Annotated in this window: 16 protein-coding genes; 3 read left to right on the top strand and 13 right to left on the bottom strand. The window is 36.6% G+C overall.

Going from position 1 to position 17,240, the window contains the following annotated elements:
• Positions 1 to 57 precede the first annotated feature (57 nt).
• A complete protein-coding gene (locus JR050_RS05160; RefSeq protein WP_204202439.1) occupies positions 58 to 1,056 on the bottom strand; it encodes a M14 family zinc carboxypeptidase in 999 nt (332 codons plus the stop codon).
• Positions 1,057 to 1,282: 226 nt separating this feature from the next.
• On the opposite strand from JR050_RS05160, the gene JR050_RS05155 reads away from it, so the two are divergent.
• Entirely contained in the window at positions 1,283 to 1,531 is a 249-nt protein-coding gene (locus JR050_RS05155; RefSeq protein ID WP_204202438.1) for a YhdB family protein, read from the top strand.
• 61 nt (positions 1,532 to 1,592) lie between these two features.
• Here JR050_RS05155 and JR050_RS05150 read toward each other — a convergent pair whose 3' ends face one another.
• The 7 genes from JR050_RS05150 to JR050_RS05120 form a co-directional block, all read right to left on the bottom strand.
• Positions 1,593 to 2,231: a response regulator gene (locus JR050_RS05150; RefSeq protein ID WP_204202437.1), complete on the bottom strand. Its 639-nt coding sequence runs from the start codon at positions 2,229 to 2,231 to the stop codon at positions 1,593 to 1,595.
• Positions 2,232 to 2,249: 18 nt separating this feature from the next.
• A complete protein-coding gene (locus JR050_RS05145; RefSeq protein WP_283244052.1) occupies positions 2,250 to 3,362 on the bottom strand; it encodes a GAF domain-containing sensor histidine kinase in 1,113 nt (370 codons plus the stop codon).
• Between the two features lie 136 nt (positions 3,363 to 3,498).
• Positions 3,499 to 4,221 (bottom strand): SDR family oxidoreductase, encoded by a 723-nt coding sequence (locus tag JR050_RS05140; protein WP_204202436.1) that lies wholly within the window; start codon positions 4,219 to 4,221, stop codon positions 3,499 to 3,501.
• 255 nt (positions 4,222 to 4,476) lie between these two features.
• Positions 4,477 to 6,219, bottom strand: coding sequence for a phospho-sugar mutase (locus tag JR050_RS05135; RefSeq protein ID WP_204202435.1), 1,743 nt, complete (start codon positions 6,217 to 6,219; stop codon positions 4,477 to 4,479).
• A gap of 271 nt (positions 6,220 to 6,490) precedes the next feature.
• Positions 6,491 to 8,026, bottom strand: coding sequence for a bifunctional GNAT family N-acetyltransferase/carbon-nitrogen hydrolase family protein (locus JR050_RS05130; protein WP_204202434.1), 1,536 nt, complete (start codon positions 8,024 to 8,026; stop codon positions 6,491 to 6,493).
• A gap of 319 nt (positions 8,027 to 8,345) precedes the next feature.
• Complete coding sequence (locus JR050_RS05125) at positions 8,346 to 8,774, bottom strand: CBS domain-containing protein (protein WP_204202482.1); 429 nt, start codon at positions 8,772 to 8,774, stop codon at positions 8,346 to 8,348.
• 266 nt (positions 8,775 to 9,040) lie between these two features.
• Positions 9,041 to 10,726, bottom strand: a complete 1,686-nt coding sequence (locus JR050_RS05120) for a glycoside hydrolase family 13 protein (protein ID WP_204202433.1) — start codon at positions 10,724 to 10,726, stop codon at positions 9,041 to 9,043.
• A 223-nt stretch (positions 10,727 to 10,949) separates the two neighbouring features.
• Here JR050_RS05120 and JR050_RS05115 point away from each other — a divergent pair, with 223 nt between their 5' ends.
• Both JR050_RS05115 and JR050_RS05110 read left to right on the top strand, forming a co-directional pair.
• Positions 10,950 to 11,378, top strand: a complete 429-nt coding sequence (locus JR050_RS05115; RefSeq protein WP_204202432.1) for a disulfide oxidoreductase — start codon at positions 10,950 to 10,952, stop codon at positions 11,376 to 11,378.
• A gap of 2 nt (positions 11,379 to 11,380) precedes the next feature.
• Complete coding sequence (locus tag JR050_RS05110; protein ID WP_204202431.1) at positions 11,381 to 11,848, top strand: thioredoxin family protein; 468 nt, start codon at positions 11,381 to 11,383, stop codon at positions 11,846 to 11,848.
• Positions 11,849 to 11,972: 124 nt separating this feature from the next.
• Here the strand turns inward: JR050_RS05110 and JR050_RS05105 are convergent, their stop codons facing one another.
• The 5 genes from JR050_RS05105 to JR050_RS05085 form a co-directional block, all read right to left on the bottom strand.
• Positions 11,973 to 12,368 carry a DUF5365 family protein gene (locus JR050_RS05105; protein WP_204202430.1) on the bottom strand — a complete coding sequence of 132 codons (396 nt, stop codon included), beginning with the start codon at positions 12,366 to 12,368 and terminating at the stop codon, positions 11,973 to 11,975.
• A 113-nt stretch (positions 12,369 to 12,481) separates the two neighbouring features.
• Complete coding sequence (locus JR050_RS05100) at positions 12,482 to 13,432, bottom strand: nucleoside hydrolase (RefSeq protein ID WP_204202429.1); 951 nt, start codon at positions 13,430 to 13,432, stop codon at positions 12,482 to 12,484.
• 69 nt (positions 13,433 to 13,501) lie between these two features.
• Positions 13,502 to 14,569 (bottom strand): Ger(x)C family spore germination protein, encoded by a 1,068-nt coding sequence (locus JR050_RS05095; protein WP_283244051.1) that lies wholly within the window; start codon positions 14,567 to 14,569, stop codon positions 13,502 to 13,504.
• A complete protein-coding gene (locus tag JR050_RS05090; protein WP_204202427.1) occupies positions 14,566 to 15,657 on the bottom strand; it encodes a GerAB/ArcD/ProY family transporter in 1,092 nt (363 codons plus the stop codon). The genes JR050_RS05095 and JR050_RS05090 overlap by 4 nt, the downstream gene beginning before the upstream one ends.
• Before the next feature lie 35 nt (positions 15,658 to 15,692).
• Positions 15,693 to 17,174, bottom strand: coding sequence for a spore germination protein (locus JR050_RS05085; RefSeq protein ID WP_204202481.1), 1,482 nt, complete (start codon positions 17,172 to 17,174; stop codon positions 15,693 to 15,695).
• Between the last annotated feature and the right edge of the window lie 66 nt (positions 17,175 to 17,240).

Genomic DNA, 17,240 nt, shown 5'->3' with positions numbered 1-17,240 from the left:
AATTTTTTTTACTGATTGTAGTTTTGTACAATTTTTCAGGAATTATTCTTTCATTTGTTATTTTAACTGGAGAGCTTCTTTTGCTAAATGTAATCCGACTTTTCGGTTTCGTTCCCACTCTTCTTGGAAAACGGATAATGGTGGATTTGTTTCATTAACTTCATAGCTTATTTCAATTGTCATGGCTGGTCTTTTGTAGGTTTGGATGAACCAATCCGTATATCCACCACCTATAGCTGTATGTACTGGTTTATCTAGTTTGTATCCTGTAATAGTTGATATTTGTTTCGCAATTGTTTTGTCTCGTTTAATGTGTGGTTTTTCCGTTTGGAAATACCAATACAACACTCTTCCTGATGTATGATAAGAGACTGCGATAAGAGGCTGAATTTCTTCAGTAAATTTAACTAGTGCATGTACTTCTGGGGCTATGAACGGTTGATTTCCTTTGTAAAGCTGATAAAAAGGATACGGGGCACTGTCTTCTAGTTCTTCCCAACCAGCTCCGTATTGACGGTTTAAATCTATTCCTGTACCATTTGCTTTCCATCTGGAAAAATCAATAGCTCCTCCATTCATAATCAGAAGTTGTTGAAGTTTTTCCTTGTGAGCTTTTTGAAATAGACCCGTTTGTTGGATTTCTACTCCGTCTGGATTGACCATGGGTACAAACCATATCGATACGTTATCTAGAATGGACGTACTATACCCTTCGTAGCTTGTATGATTTTTATGGAACCGGGCATAATCTTCAATCATCTTCATGACAAGCATACTTGTCATCCATTCCCTACCGTGATGAGACGCATTGATGAAAATTGACTGTTCTCCGTTCCCTACTTTGACAGCATAAATAGGCTTATGAAACGTCGAGTGACCGATTAGTTTTACCTCTAAAGAGTCGCGATACGTCTTTTGCAGGTGAAATAAATCTTCTGTCAGATCATCAAAGGTATAAACTTCATTTGTTTGAACAATTGTTTTTTGTTCTTTGGCGTACGTATGTGACTGAAAAACAAAAACAAGTAACATACATACCATTAACGTATGTTTCACAAGTTCAGGCTCCTTTTTTTGCTTTATCCATAACTTGCGCAAATATGTTATTTACTATCATGGAAAATCTCCCCTTCACTCTCCAACATTAACAATAATCCCATTGCTTAATTATTAGTAAAACAAGCACACTATAACTAACTCCTTAAAAGATAAACTGCTTATTAAGCGCAAATGGTCTTGGAGTACAATATGGATGTTGATCGACCAGAAGGAGGCAACAACCATGAATATTGTCGATTATGACAGAGCCCTTTACTATACACACCGTTCCCAATGGGATAACCTATTAATCCTAATGGTGAGGACAAAAGACAATATCCTTTCAAAAAAAATCGAACATTTCCTTCACGCATACAACTTCTCGCGTGATTACAAAATAATTGAAACAACGTTACATTCACTATTCAGATACATCGACCACGCACTTGAATCACAATCCATCGACATGGAACAACTCGTGTGCATGGAATAACACTTTAACACAGTAAAGGAGTGGGGGACAGGCCCCCACTCCTTTACTGTGTTAAAGTAGATTATGCTATTCCGTTTTTCACAGCGTAAAGGGCTGCTTGTGTTCGGTCTTGTAGCTCGAGTTTGGATAGAATGTTGGATACGTGTGTTTTGACTGTTTTTTCGGTTATAACAAGACTTGCGGCAATTTCTTTGTTACTTTTTCCTCGTGCAATTTCAACTAATACCTCTAGTTCACGTTTCGTTAATTCGTCTAAGGTGTTAGTTTCTTTGGTTTCACCTTGCACAAGGTGTGTCATTACATGGTTGGTTACTTTTGGATGTAACTGATTTTCTCCTTCGTAAACAGAGCGTATTACTTTAACGAGTTCATCTGGCTCTATATCTTTAAGTTGATATCCTGTAGCGCCTGCTCGAATTGCTGGTATTACTTGATCTTTATCTGAAAAGCTTGTTAAGATGATAATCTTTGTTAAGGGATGTTGTTCCTTAATTAACTTAGTTGCCTCTATACCGTCCATTTCTGGCATCACTAAATCCATTAATACAACATCAGGTAGATGTTCACCTACAAGCTGCACTGCTTCTTTCCCGTTTGTAGCTTCTGCTACGATTTCTATATCTTGTTGCGTTTTTAAAAAGAATAATAACCCTCGTCTAACAACATGGTGGTCGTCACAAATCAATACCCTTATAGACATCTTATTTCCCCTCTCTACCTAAATCGGTAAATTAACTTGAATCGAAGTTCCTACACCAACCTTACTTATCACATTAAAACTTCCTCCTAAAAATTCAGCACGCTCTTTCATACCTGCTAAACCGAGTGTTGGCATACTTCCCCCTTCAGTATAGTGAAACCCGCAGCCTTCATCACGAACTGTCATAATGACCGTTTTATCCTTCACTTGTATTTCAACATTGCAAGCCTTAATAACAGCATGCTTTTTACAATTATTTAACGCCTCTTGACCAATTCTCCACATTGCTTCTTCAATTTTACTAGGGAGCTCAAGTACACCTTTTACTTCCACTTGAACCTCTAACCCTAATACTTTTCCGTATGAGCAAAGTGCGCTTCCTATCCCATCCTCTAGGCCTTGTGGACGTAACTGCCATATTAAGGCCCTCATTTCCTGAAGGGCTTCTTGTGACAATTCCTGAATATAACTAAGCATTTCCTTCACTTCAGGTTCATTTGTCATTTCCTGTGTTCCACGCACGGTTAGCATTAATGAAAAAAGCAACTGATTTACCGAGTCATGCAAATCACGGGCTAATCGATTGCGCTCTGCAATCAATGCTAACTCTTGTTCTTTTTGCGTTAATTGAATTCTCTTTATGGCAGTACCGATTTGAAAGGCAATTGCTTCGAGTAAAGCTAATTCTTCTTGTGAAAAATATGTTTTATTCGGTGAAGCCACATTCAAAAGTCCGAAGCTTTCATTTCCTGCACGCAAAGGAACCGTTGCATGGTGTGTAATTCCTTCTGTATCTCCCCAGCTATGTTCAATTACATTTTCAATTCGTTTACATTCCATAATGTTCGCCGCACGATTTAAACGACCTTTTTGATATTTATCTACACACCAGCACGAACCCTCGCACATTGGCTTTTTATATTTCCAGAGAAGTCCTTCTGGTAAGTTGTAATCTGCTGCAAGTGTATAGTCACCTTTTTCATTCATTAAAAAAATCCAACCTGATGTAATTCCAGTTACATGAAGAAGTTCCTTCAACACGCTTGGAAGCATCTGTGTTAGATCATTCGCTTGATTTAACATTTCAGCAATTGATTTTAACGTTTGAAGTTCTTCCATTCCCCGCTCCATCTGCACAAAATCACCCCTACCTATACATATCTTCATTATACCAATATTTCCAAAGTATGAATTCATCCTTTGGGTGAGAATGGAATACGACTTTGGTCGTAGAAAAAACCCCCTTCCATTGGAAGAGGGATTTGTATTATGCAATTGGATAATTTTGAATTAATGGATGTAAAACAATTTGATCAACAAGCATATGCTTTGGTGCAGAAGCCATATATACAACTGCTTCAGCAATGTCATTTGCTTGTAGCCAATCTTGCTTTTCAGGAACACCTTGTTCAGAGTTGTTGAAATATGTATCCACCATTCCTGGATTAATCGTTCCAACTCGAATCCCAAAATCTCTTACTTCTTGCGCAAGTGAGCCCGAGAATCCTTGCACTGCATATTTTGTAGCCGTATACGCTGAACCGTTTGCAATAGTGTAGCGGCCAACATCAGAAGAAATGGTTACAATTGTTCCAGATCGTTTTTCCTTCATATGTGGAAGAACTGCCTTTGACCCAACGAAAACACCTTGTACGTTAACATCAAAAACTTTTCTCCATTCTTCAACCGTGGTTTCTTCTACTAACTTGAAGAAACCAATTCCTGCATTATTCACGAGTATATCAACAGTTCCAAATACAGCAATCGTTTTCGCTACAACTTCATTCATTTGTTGTTCGTTTGCAACATCGACTTGAAAAGGAAGTACATCCTCAAATCCACTTGACTTTAATTCTTCTGCTGTTTTCGTAATATCTTCTGAGCTACCAATAATGGAAAGCTTCATACCTTTTTTCGCAAGCTGCAACGCGATCTCTTTTCCAATCCCGCGTGATGCACCTGTTACAATTGCTACTTGATTTGTCGTCATATTTTATTCAATTCCTTTCATTCCGTGATGAGACAAGTCTTATTATTTCCTTAGTTATGAAAAAAAAGCAAGGTATAACCCTCGCTTTTTGAAAAAGTACTACATGAAGAGAGAATATAATCAGCGAGTGAACATTATAATCAGCTACTTTACGCTATATCAGGCAAATCTCTGCATTCTATCAGCAAATTTAATGCCTTTATCACGAAGAACAACTAGATATCAACGATAGGTTCATATCCAAGCTAAATCCTCTTATTGTTCAACTAATTCGTTCACGCGAGCCATGACAGCTTCTTTTAGCTCAAACAAGCTTTGTTTACTTGCTTCTAATGACTGGCTACGTACACCAAAATAGAATTTTACTTTTGGCTCTGTACCTGATGGACGTAAACAGAACCACGAGCCATCTTCTAACATGTATTTAATGACATTTGATTTCGGAAGATCGATTGATTCTTTTGTTCCTGCTTCTACATGAACGCGTTCGCTTGTTTTGTAGTCTTCAATCGTTGTAATTTTACGTTTTGCCATTTCAGATGGAGCTTCTGCTCTAAAGCTTGATAAAATGTACTCGATCTTTTCAGTACCTTCTTTACCTTTAAGAGTTAATGATTCTAGCCCTTCTTGGTAAAAACCGTACTTTTCAAATACATTTAGTAATCCTTCATATACAGACAGTCCTTGCTTCTTATAATATGCGCAAACCTCAACTGCTAAGAGTGCTGCTTGAACTGCATCTTTGTCGCGAACGAAGTCACCAATTAAGTAGCCATAGCTTTCTTCATAACCGAATTGGAAAGTATACGCGCCGCTTTGTTCATATTCTTTAATTTTTTCCCCGATAAATTTGAAGCCAGTTAATGTATCTTCTGCAACTAGACCAAAGCTTTCGGCAATGTTTCGTCCTATTTCAGATGTAACAATTGTTTTAAAGACGATCCCGTTTGATGGTAAAGTCCCCTTTTCCTTCTTTTGAGATAAAAGATAATCTAGGAACAGTGCTCCTGTTTGGTTACCTGTTAATACGACATACTCCCCGCTTGAACCTTTCACTGCAATTCCAAGACGGTCTGCATCTGGATCAGTTGCAATTAGCATATCCGCATCATTCTCATTCCCTTTTTTAATCGCCAATTCAAAAGCTGCATGCTCTTCTGGGTTTGGAGATTTAACAGTAGAGAAGTTTGGATCTGGCAGCTCCTGTTCTTCAACAATCATAATGTTGCGGTAGCCAAGTGCTTCAAGCCCGCCACGTACTGGCTTGTTGGCTGTACCGTGCAAAGGTGTGAATACAATTTTCACATCGTCTCCAACTTCATCTGCTAACTCAGGATTAACAGAGATGGTTGTTAGTTTCTCTGTGTATGCTTGGTCAATTTCTTCACCAATCATTTTGATAAGCCCTTGCTGCTTTAACGTTTGTTCCGATTGGACAGAGATTTCAAGCTCATTTTCAACCTTGTTTACTTCTTCAATTACTTCGTCTGCAGCAGCTGGAGGCAATTGTCCACCGTCTTCTCCGTATACCTTGTACCCGTTGTATTCTGGTGGATTATGACTTGCTGTTACGACGATACCAGAGTAAGCATTTAAATAACGCACGGCAAACGACAGCTCCGGTGTTGGTCTTAACTCTTCAAACACATACGTTTGAATACCGTAGCTCGCCAGGGTTTTTGCTGCTTCCATCGCAAACTCTGGTGACTTATGACGTGAATCGTACGCGATTGCAACTCCACGTTTTTTCGCTTCCTCTCCAGCTGCAGAAATAAATTGTGCAAGTCCAACAGATGCTTTACGAACTGTATATGTATTCATTCGATTAGTACCTACGCCGATTTCCCCGCGCATACCGCCTGTACCAAATTCTAAGCTTTTATAAAAACGATCTTCTAAGTCTTTTTCGTTACCTTTAATGTTCTCTAGTTCAGTTTTCCATTCAGTTTCTAATTTATATGAATTTGCCCATCTTTCGTATTGATCACGCCAATTCATTGTTTTTTCCTCCTACCTTATGTATCCTCGGTGTCATTCTAAGTTAAGTAAGAATCATGACTAATTAATTATAGAATAACAAAGGTACTTCTTCATGACAATTTTCTCTTAACTACTAATCGTAAAGATAGTATGTAGCTTTTTCCGTTTTTTGTAAAGGTATAACAAAAATCTCAGGGCACCTCGTTTATCCTCAGGCACAGCAAATGTTCCGGAGAGAATAACTACAAAGTCAAAAGCACCGCATAGCTTCATACGGCGCTTCCTTACACTATTTTTTATAACGGATTTCATACAAATCTCGGCGACGATCCCGCAGTTGTCTGACCGTTCCACCTTTTCGTTGTCTTCTTAATATTTCTAAATCTACATCTGCAACGACAACTGTTTCAAGATTAGGACTACATTCAGCTGCCACACCATCTCGCGCAAATTCAAAGTCAGATGGTGTAAAGATTCCAGATTGGGCATATTGAATGTCCATGTTTTCTACTTGTGGTAAATTGCCAACCGTTCCGGCGATAACAGTATAGATTTGATTCTCAATTGCACGAGCTTGTGCGCAAAGTCGAACCCTTAAATACCCTTGGCGATCTTCTGTGCAGAAGGGTGAAAAAATGATATTAGCACCACGGTCAGTTGCAATTCTAGCCAGCTCAGGAAATTCAATATCATAACAAATCTGAATCGCGATGCGACCACAGTCTGTATCAAATACTTTTACTTCATCCCCAGCACTAACTCCCCACCATTTCTTCTCATTCGGGGTAATATGGATCTTATATTGCTTTTCAATCGTTCCATCTCTTCGGAATAAATATGCAATATTATAGATTTTTTCATCTTCATTTACGAAGTGAGATCCACCAATAATGTTGATATTGTATTTAACAGCTAAATTGGCGAAAAGCTCAATATATTGCTCTGTATATTCTGTAAGTTTTCGGATTGCTTGACTTGGTGATTTTTCATGTAAAAAGGACATCAATTGAGTTGTAAAAATTTCAGGAAACACAGCGAAGTCGGAGTCAAAATCAGCAGCAACATCTGTATAGTATTCAACTTGTTTCGCAAATTCTTCAAACGACTCGATTTGCTTCATTGCATATTGTATGGCACAAATGCGTACTGGAAAAGACGTTTGAAAATGTCGTTTCGTTTTTGCACGGTAGTCTATATTATTCCATTCCATTAATGTTGCATATTTATATGACGCATGGTCGTCCTCTAGGTAGTTCGGGTTTATCCTCATCAGTGTGAAACCATTCATAAGCTGAAAAGAAAGAACTGGGTCATAGATTTTATGCATAGATACTTCTTTTACATATTGCCTCGGTGACATTTCTTCTGCATACTTATGATAATTTGGGATGCGTCCACCTATAATGATACTTTTAAGATTTAACTCACGTGCTAGTTCTTTTCTCGCATCGTATAGACGTTGACCAACCTTCATTCTTCTATATTCGGGATGAACCATTACTTCAATTCCATATAGGTTGTAGCCTTCTGGATTGTGGTTGGTTATGTATCCTTCGTCCGTAATGTCATCCCACGTATGCTTATCATCGTATTCATCAAAGTTAATAATTAAACTTGAGCAAGAACCAATAATTTTCCCATCATATTCAGCACAAATTTGTCCCTCTGGAAAATGCTCTAAGTGACTTTCAAGCTGTTCCAATGTCCAAGGAACCATTCCAGGAAAACATACCTTTTGCATCTCCATGATTCCATCAAAATCTTTTTCCTCGATTTTTCGGATAATCATTCGTTTCTCAAACTTTGTCAAATCAATTTTTGTCATGGAACCAACCCCTTTTGTTTAAGGCTCTTTTCGTAAACATTGTTGCTTTTTATTAATATCTTATTGTGACCAAGACATTTCCCTATACCTTTTATGTAATCCGAATTTTTGATAGAGAAAGAAATCTAGGAGAAACAGCTTATATAAACAAATACCCTATTTTCATTGTTTTACACTATAGTATTCCCATTAAGATACTTATTCATGAATACAGGGAGCATGCACAGAGGTTTTTTTCATAAGAAAATCCGGGTGGTGCCAGGCACCACCCGGATTTTGTCGAAAAATAGCACCTGAAAAAATTCAGGTGCCACTAGCTTTACATTTCAGGTTGTGAGGGGATTGAGATGTTGGTTAACGCAAGTTCGGCTTCTTCATCAAATTTTTCATTGGTTGCAATATCTCCTAATGAAACCATTCCAACAAGTTGATCGTTCTCCACAATTGGTAATCTTCTTATTTGATTTTCCGACATTAAATCAACTGCCTCTTGTACATTCATGCTTGGATTTCCTTGTACGATAGAAGTACTCATCACCTGTGATACTGGGGTGTGGCTCGGAAGTCCTTCCGCTGTTGAACGAAGCGTTATATCACGGTCTGTAATGATTCCTTTTATCTGACCATGTTGAACTACAGGTATCGAACCAACATTATATTCCTTCATTAAATTTGCTGCTTCTTGAATCGTCTGTTCAGGACTAATTGTCGCCACATTCTCAGTCATCATATCTCGAACTAAATTCACGTTTGCCATTTAACACAACTCCTTTCAGTATAGTTTGAGCAATGAGCTTAGAAATATGAGGAAGTGAGTTAATTTCACACACTTTCTTTGTGTAAAGAGTAACTCTCAAAAATTATGTATCAACGGATTTCTCTATTTTATTTTTCTTGCAATTATTTAAAAAAAATTCGCTATTTTACAGTTAATTAACGCGATTATCCTAAATCTCGCGAAAAACACAAAACGAAAAAAGCATGCAAACTACTGTCTGCACGCTGATATATTTATTAAGTTAACTTGTAAACTCTAGCCTCATATGGACGGAGTTTAAATGAATGAAAGTCTTCGTCAAGATTCACATTATAATTACTTGTTACTAGTTCTTTATTTGTAAACTCGAAACGGTTTTTCAGTTCAAACTGAGGTGTTTCCTCTGTAAAGTTACAAATTACTAGTAGTTTTTCGTCACCTAATGTTCTTGTGTAGGTATAAATTTGCTCATCGTTATCTAACAACAAGTCATATGTTCCATATACGATAATGTCATGCTTACGACGTAATTCAATGAGGGTTTTATAGTAATGGAAAATTGAGTTTGGATCTTCAACAGCCTGTTTCGCATTAATTTGTTTATAATTTGGGTTTACTTTAATCCAAGGGGTACCAGTTGTAAATCCTGCGTTTTCGCTGTCATCCCATTGAATTGGTGTACGTGCATTGTCACGACCCTTTGTATAAATCGAAGCCATCACTTTTTCAGGTGCTTCCCCATTTTCATGTACTTTCTCTTTGTACATGTTTAACGTCTCGATGTCTTTATACTCATCGATCGTATCAAATTTAACATTCGTCATCCCGATTTCTTCACCTTGGTAAATGTATGGTGTACCTTGCATCATATGTAAGCATGTTGCTAACATCTTTGCTGAAATTTCACGGTATTCTCGGTCATTCCCAAAACGTGATACGATACGTGGTTGATCATGGTTATTCCAGTATAAACTGTTCCAGCCTTTGCCTTCTAACCCTTTTTGCCATTTTGTTAATGACTTTTTCAAATCAGTTAACTGAAGTGGTTTCAGTGCCCACTTATTTTGACCTGGCTGAGAGTCTAAGTCCATATGTTCAAATTGAAAGACCATTTGCAATTCATTGCGATCTTCTGCTGTATATTCAATTCCTTGTTCTGGTGTTACCCCAGGCATTTCCCCAACGGTTATAATGTCATACTTGGACAGCACTTCCTGATTCATTTCGTTTAAAAACTCATGAATACGTGGTCCATTCATAAAGTATTCATGACCAGAAACGTATTTCTTTCCTTCTGGATTTGAAGCATCAGGGTATCCTTCCACCTTGGAGATGAAATTGATTACATCCATTCGGAAGCCGTCTACCCCTTTATCTAACCAAAACTTCATCATGTCATATATTTCACGACGTACTGTTGGGTTTTCCCAATTCACATCAGGCTGCTTCTTCGAGAAAATATGTAAAAAATATTCATCCGTCGTTTCATCATATTCCCATGTTGAGCCACTGAATGCTGATTCCCAATTTGAAGGTTCCTTACCGTTCTTTCCTGGTCTCCATATGTAATAATCGCGATACGGATTGTCTTTTGATTTCTTTGATTCAACAAACCATGCATGTTCGTCAGATGTATGATTCACAACAAGGTCCATCATGAGCTTGATGCCTCGTTTATGCATTTCTGCTAACATCTCTTCCCAATCTTCCATCGTTCCGAATTCGTCCATAATGTTTTGATAATCACTTATATCATAGCCATTATCATCATTCGGTGATTGATAAACAGGCGATAACCAAACCACATTAATACCTAACTCTTTTAAATAATCTAATTTAGATGTAATTCCTTTAATGTCACCAATTCCATCACCGTTTGAATCCATAAAACTTCTCGGATAGATTTGATAAACAACACTTTCCTTCCACCATTTACGTTCCAAGTAATTCACTCCTTCTCTCATATCTTTTCGTATCATATCATATTAATAAAATTGGTATAGTTGATCCTTTTAAATAGTAGGATAAATACTAAAAGGTAGGATTTTTCACAAAATCTCTACAAAATAGAACTATATATATATTGTTATATATATTTGTTTTATCATACTATTATATAAGGAATTAATTTTATTCTAGCAAAGCCTAAAAAAAGAGGGTATGTATATGGAGACTAGTAAAAAACAAGAAACACTGTTTTTCTCTGCTTGGGCAGTATCAGTAATTGCCACCTTTGGAAGCTTGTACTTTTCAGAGATTATGAAGTTTATACCTTGCGAGCTTTGCTGGTATCAACGAATTTTTATGTATCCATTAGTTGTTATAATGGGAATGGCCGTTGTTCGAAAGGAATATCATCTATCAATATATGTACTTCCACTTTCCATCATTGGTGGTTGTATATCTCTGTATCATTACTTAATTCAAAAGGTAGCTTTCCTTGGTGAAAACTCCATCTCTTGTGGACAAGTTCCTTGTACAGGAGAATATATTAACTGGTTTGGTTTTATCACCATTCCGTTCTTAGCACTTGCAGCTTTTACTATCATTACTGTTTTACATTTCGTCATTTTAAAATCTCGAAAGGAGCAATAACCTTGAAAAAAGTACTTATTTTTTTAGGAATTATCGTTATCTTATTCGGAGGACTAGCCTTCCTGACAAATTATTCGAACAAACAAGCATCGGAAGGAAATCCTTTCGGAAAATCAAAACTAGACCCTGCTACAGTTAAACAGTTAGACGATCCAAACTATAAAAATCAAATTCTACCAGATGAACTTGAAGAGAAGTTAAACAATAAGGAAAGCTTAACCGTATATTTTTATAGCCCAACTTGCTCACACTGCCAAGTAACATCCCCTGTTGTTGTACCAATGGCTGAAGAATTAGACTTTGATTTACCGTTATTTAATTTACTTGAATTTGAAGATGGCTGGAGAGATTACGGTATCAAGAGTACTCCAACTATTGTGAAATACGAGAACGGAGAAGAAGTTTCACGAGTGGAAGGAAATGTAGGAGATGAAGCATTCCGCAAGTGGTTCGAAGAATGGTCTAAATAAGGTTTTGCTCTTGTTAGATAGAATCGGAAAGTGCATGTCCACCGATTACACAGTTTAAAGGAGCTATAAATAGTAAAAAAGACTGTAGCAAACTCTATGCGAGATTGCTACAGTCTTTTTATTACTACATTAAATAACTACTTGTAGGTCTTAAATAACTACTAATCGGCTCTTGTCTGAGAGTACTGAAATGATCAATCGAAAATGGGAATTTGTAGCCGTACTCTTTTAATATCATAATATTTTTATCAAAGATTTCACGGTGATAATCTGTTACTTCCTCTGTTCTCACCGATTCAATCACACATATTAGTGCCTGCATACCAGAAATGAGTTGAAACGCTTCTTTTAATGTTCCATTGTATAAATCATCACTTGTAGGTTTCAATACGTTCAATTCTTCTAATTCTTTAATATACGAATCTGAGAAATAATAAGGAAAAACTTCTGTATACATATAATTTACTAGTTCTTGGATAAAATTTTCTTGTTCCGGAGTTGACGCTGTTACAATTTTCATTCTTTAACCACCTTTTTAGTACCCGAATCTAGTGATAGTAATAAAATATCATACTTTATACTAAAATAGTGTAGGTAAGTCTTTCCGGTCTATCCAAATCCTAATTGGTTATCCTAAGTTATGGAGTTTTCACGTGTCATAATTGATAAAAAATCGTTAATAAAGGCTTTATAATCCATTTCTATCGCAATTTGGTCTTGTGTTTCTTCTGGTTCCGGGTCTGGCTTCACCCTAAAATCAGCAATACTTTGCCCAGCCACCTGCCCAGACGTTACGACTCTTACTCTACGTTTTAAATACTTAAAGAAAGTTGGATTCACAATTGCACTGAATGTTACGACATCATGTAAAGGTGTTCCAGGTATACCAGGAACGTTCTTCTTATACGCCTCATAGTAATACTCAAAAATCGGTTTAATCAGCTTTTTAAAAGGCGTATGATTACTTTCATCTAAATAATCTGCCATCTCAGGAGTCATGATGGCTTTATTTGTAACGTTTAATGGTAAAATTGTTAAATTGCGTGCCTTCTCAACAACAAAATCAGCAGCAATCGGATCTCCATGGAAATTTGCTTCCGCAACAGCTGTAACATTTCCTGGTACTAGAAATGCTCCCCCCATTGTATAGATCGCCTTCACCTTACTCATATAATCACCACCTAAAATAAAGGCAACTGCTAAATCTGTAAGTCTACCGACTGAAGCAATAATAAGTTCATTCTCATATTCGTCAATAATTTGATAGACTTCATCAAAATTTAATAAATTGACTTTATATTCTTCTGGCGGCTGGATCGGACCTAATCCTTCCTGTCCATGAATCTCGGGATAAAAAGGCACAATTTCTCCAGACAACGGCCCTTGTGCACCGCCTATAATCGGGATATTCTTCACATTAGCTAAGTCAAATAAGTAAGCAGCATTTTGTGTAGCTTGTTCCTTTGTAACATTTCCATAACCTGTGACAACACCAACTAACTGAATTTGAGGATGTAACAGAGCATACATAATGGCTAATGAATCATCAATACCCGGGTCGGAAAAAAGCAATACTTTCTTCAAAGAAACCCACTCCTTCTCTCCAAACATTTACATCATGTATATTCCTAACATCCTCTTAATATCAACTTATTATTCTACAATACCGGTCTCACTTACATATACCTCTGAAGTAATATTAACTTTTGACTTAGGGTAAGCTTCTTCCCATTTTTTATAATCAAATTTTCTTGTTTGCGTTTTAGCAAGTAATCCAATACCCACGGGATCAATCTCTTGCTCGATAAAGTCATACAGCATTTCTTCACAACTTTTCTCAACTATCTTGCTGAATCGTTTTTCAATTTTCTTTATCATTTTAGGGTCAAGCTTATCCCCCGAAAACTCACGTATGTGTGCTTCAAGATTAATTTTTATATTTATTTCTGGATTGGTCATCGCGTTTTTAATTTTATAGTCTCGATTGAGTGTTAAACTAAAAAGAGTAACAAAATTATCTTCTACCCTAAACGTATAAGAACCATTTCTAAAATTCTCCATTAACGCTTTAAAAAAGAACATCTTTTCCTCTTCTAAATAAGATACAACCTTATCGTCCTTAAACAAAGCGACACCTTTTACATTTACTTTATCATCTTCCTCAAGCTCAATATAAGGCATAAATGGATCTTTTACCCTGGAATAGTAAGAAAACAAAAAGAGGTGCAAATTATTGCGGGGCAACTCTCTAGTTTTCATATTATGTCTTAACAATGTGTTAAGGTACGTTCCTGTTCCTCGGTTGCCTAGACGTTTATTAAGAATAGATGAGGCTTTCCCCTCTGAAACAGCTACCAATAAGTGCGATCCAATTTTCGCATCACGTTCAAGAGTATCTATGATCTCAATAACTCCTTTTTCAGCAAGTTCCTTTCCAAAAAGCACGACTTCAATACTACCATTTTCTAAAGGATCTGCTGACTTTTGTTGCGCCTTTCTATTTATTGCTTTACTTTGAGTAGCAATTGCAGTAAATTGCTCATTTGATATACTTTTGTCTGTTTTATAAACTGGAATCACAATTGTTCCCTTCACTTTATCTCCTTTGTGGGAGTCATAGCCTACTGCTGACATAATGTTAATATCATCAATGACTTTAGGCTGTACACATCCAGCAAGCATGAATAGAAATATAGAGCATACTATGAGGCATTTTCTCATGCTTTTTTCTCCTTCCATTTTGAACGAATGATACTGATAACAAATAGAAAAGGAATATATCCATAGATAAAATAAAATCCAATTTGAGCAGTTATATTATTTAGCATATCTATTTGTGTTCTTGTATCAATATAGGTAGTCAAAAGAGCAGTAATTGCTAAAAAGAGAAGTAAAAACACACGTTGTCTCTTATTGAACACCCTTTTCGCAACTCTGCTTGCCCCCCATAATGCAATACATATATTGGGTAAGATAATTAAAATCCAAGACGAAATCGCTATATATTCAATACGTTCAACGAAAGGAAGTTCTGCTATTTTCAACATCGAAATGGTTGCCCAAATGTTCCGTTCAAGTTGTTCTTGTGAAAAGAAACCAATGCTTACTATCATAGCAATTAAATATAATAATATAGTTAACACATTCCCCATGTGGGCCCATTTCTGTGACTTTCCTGCATCCTTGATAAATGGATAGTAAATAAGAAGCATCTCAAAACCTATAAAGCTTAAAGTAGAGCCTTTTGCTGCCATTGCTATATCTTTTATAGAATGATCCAAAATAGGAAATAAGTTTTGAAAAAAAGAAAACTTAATTGGAAAAAGAAAAGCTAATACGATATAGAAAGGTAACACAACTCCAAAGAAGGCAATTCCGGTGACCGCTCGAAAACCACCATTAATAATGTAAAAAACTAGCGCTAAGAAAAAAACACTAAATATCATTGCGTTGAATTCTGGGAAAACCCAAACTTGGATGATTTCAATGTATGTTCTCAGTAAGGTAATACCAAGTAATATACAATAAATGATAATTAATGAGGATAGTGCCCCTCCAATCCACTTACCAAAAATAGCGCGATGTACATCGGTAATATCGCCATGCTGAGTGGCAAAAATTTTATATATCATCCAAATCAACACATGAATTCCAATGCCTGCAACTAGTATCGCAATCCACGCATCATTACCTGAGGTTTTAGCAACAATCCGTTGAAATCCTAATATTCCAACTCCAATTTGCATAGAGTGAACTAAATAGAAAACTAAAAAGCTTGAAACAAGTGATGTTTCTGGAATATTTTTCATTAGAAATTTCAACTCCCCTCTTAAAGCATGAATTGCTATTCGTCAATATCTCTTTTCGCTTTTCCTTCTTTTGGATCAAACCTAAACTTATCTTTAACTCTTAAGGAAACAGGTCTTTCCGCAAGTTTAGCAAATGGAAGCCTGATAAAGGCATCTTTTAAGTCCTTTACTCTTGGCGGGTAAATAGGCTCTAAAAACGGTCGTCCAAACGAACGTAAGTGAATAAGATGAGCAATTAAAATGCAAAAACAGAAAACAATTCCAATTAAGCCCCATAAGTGTGCAAATAGTAAAAATGGAAAACGAATTAAACGGATCGTATTACCCATTTTATAAACAGGTGTTGTAAACGAAGCTAATGCAGCTAGTGCTACCATAATGAGAAGAACGTTACTCGTTAACCCCGCTTCAACCGAAGCTGTTCCGATAACGATCCCTCCTACGATACCGATTGTTTGTCCGACCTTCGTTGGTAGTCGTGCTCCAGCCTCTCTGAGTAGCTCAATAGTTAGTTCTAAAAACAGAGCTTCTAATATGGGTGGAAGGGGAATTTCCCGCCTTGATGTAATCAAAGTTGCTAGTAAATCTTTTGGTATCAGTTCATAATGGTACGTTAAGGCTGCAACATAGATCGGCGTAATTAATACCGAGAACGCAACCGCAAATAAACGAAGTACTCGAACAAACGATCCAACGTACCAGTTAAACAAGTAATCCTCAAAGGATGAGAAAAACTCAACAAGTGTGGTCGGAGCAATTAGAGCATGTGGAGAATCCTCAACAATAATCGCAATCTTTCCTTCTGCTAAAGTTGCCGCAACCCGGTCCGGTCTTTCCGTATCGAGAACTTGCGGAAAAGGAGAATTTTCATTATCAGACAACATTTGGGCTACAAAAGCACTGTCTGCAATCATATCGAAATCTAAATCTTCAACCCTTTGCCTCACCGTATTTACATTTTCCTCGTCAGCTATTCCTTCTATATAAATAACGGCTACCTTGGATCTGGATAATGATCCTATAACAATTTGCTCGATTCTAAGTTCAGGTACAGGCAAACGTTTACGTATAAGATGGATATTTGTATCAAGCGATTCAATAAACGCTTCCTTAGGACCGATTACACTAAATTCAACCTCAGGTGAACCGATATTTCTTTTCTCATCCTTCTGCGCTTGTATAAGAACTGCTTCTTCCCGTTCATTCACATAAGATAAATAGACAAACCCTTGCATGAGATGATCTTTTAATTGGTTTATATCTTTAAGCTCAGTAATATCTTCTATTGGTATAATGGTTCTTAAATGTTCCGCCTTATCCGCTTCTGTAACATAAGGCAACATATCTTGGTGTATGACGTTCGTATCAACTAATGTAGAAAAGTAAGCTATTATATACGGATTTTTAGATTTTTCATTTGTATAAAAAACAAAATCAGATGATTTTTTTAAATTATTTAAGACGTCATCTGTCGTTTTCACTTCATCTTTAAATAAATTACTCAACCATTTTTTCATACAAATCGCACCATTCTGAGTTGATTCTTCTAATTCTTCCTTATCATTCCATAAAAAACTATATCT

The organism is Bacillus suaedaesalsae, assembly GCF_016890225.1.
Lineage (GTDB): Bacteria > Bacillota > Bacilli > Bacillales > SA4 > Bacillus_BS > Bacillus_BS suaedaesalsae.
The sequence above is the reverse complement of the archived record's forward strand: the minus strand, read 5'-3'. Positions and strand labels throughout refer to the sequence as shown.

Coding starts and splice junctions, on each gene's coding strand:
- JR050_RS05155 (WP_204202438.1), top strand. CDS start 1,283: ATGAATATTGTCGATTATGACAGAGCCCTTTACTATACACACCGTTCC.
- JR050_RS05150 (WP_204202437.1), bottom strand. CDS start 2,231: ATGTCTATAAGGGTATTGATTTGTGACGACCACCATGTTGTTAGACGA.
- JR050_RS05145 (WP_283244052.1), bottom strand. CDS start 3,362: ATGGAGCGGGGAATGGAAGAACTTCAAACGTTAAAATCAATTGCTGAA.
- JR050_RS05140 (WP_204202436.1), bottom strand. CDS start 4,221: ATGACGACAAATCAAGTAGCAATTGTAACAGGTGCATCACGCGGGATT.
- JR050_RS05135 (WP_204202435.1), bottom strand. CDS start 6,219: ATGAATTGGCGTGATCAATACGAAAGATGGGCAAATTCATATAAATTA.
- JR050_RS05130 (WP_204202434.1), bottom strand. CDS start 8,026: ATGACAAAAATTGATTTGACAAAGTTTGAGAAACGAATGATTATCCGA.
- JR050_RS05115 (WP_204202432.1), top strand. CDS start 10,950: ATGGAGACTAGTAAAAAACAAGAAACACTGTTTTTCTCTGCTTGGGCA.
- JR050_RS05105 (WP_204202430.1), bottom strand. CDS start 12,368: ATGAAAATTGTAACAGCGTCAACTCCGGAACAAGAAAATTTTATCCAA.
- JR050_RS05095 (WP_283244051.1), bottom strand. CDS start 14,569: ATGAGAAAATGCCTCATAGTATGCTCTATATTTCTATTCATGCTTGCT.
- JR050_RS05090 (WP_204202427.1), bottom strand. CDS start 15,657: ATGAAAAATATTCCAGAAACATCACTTGTTTCAAGCTTTTTAGTTTTC.
- JR050_RS05085 (WP_204202481.1), bottom strand. CDS start 17,174: ATGAAAAAATGGTTGAGTAATTTATTTAAAGATGAAGTGAAAACGACA.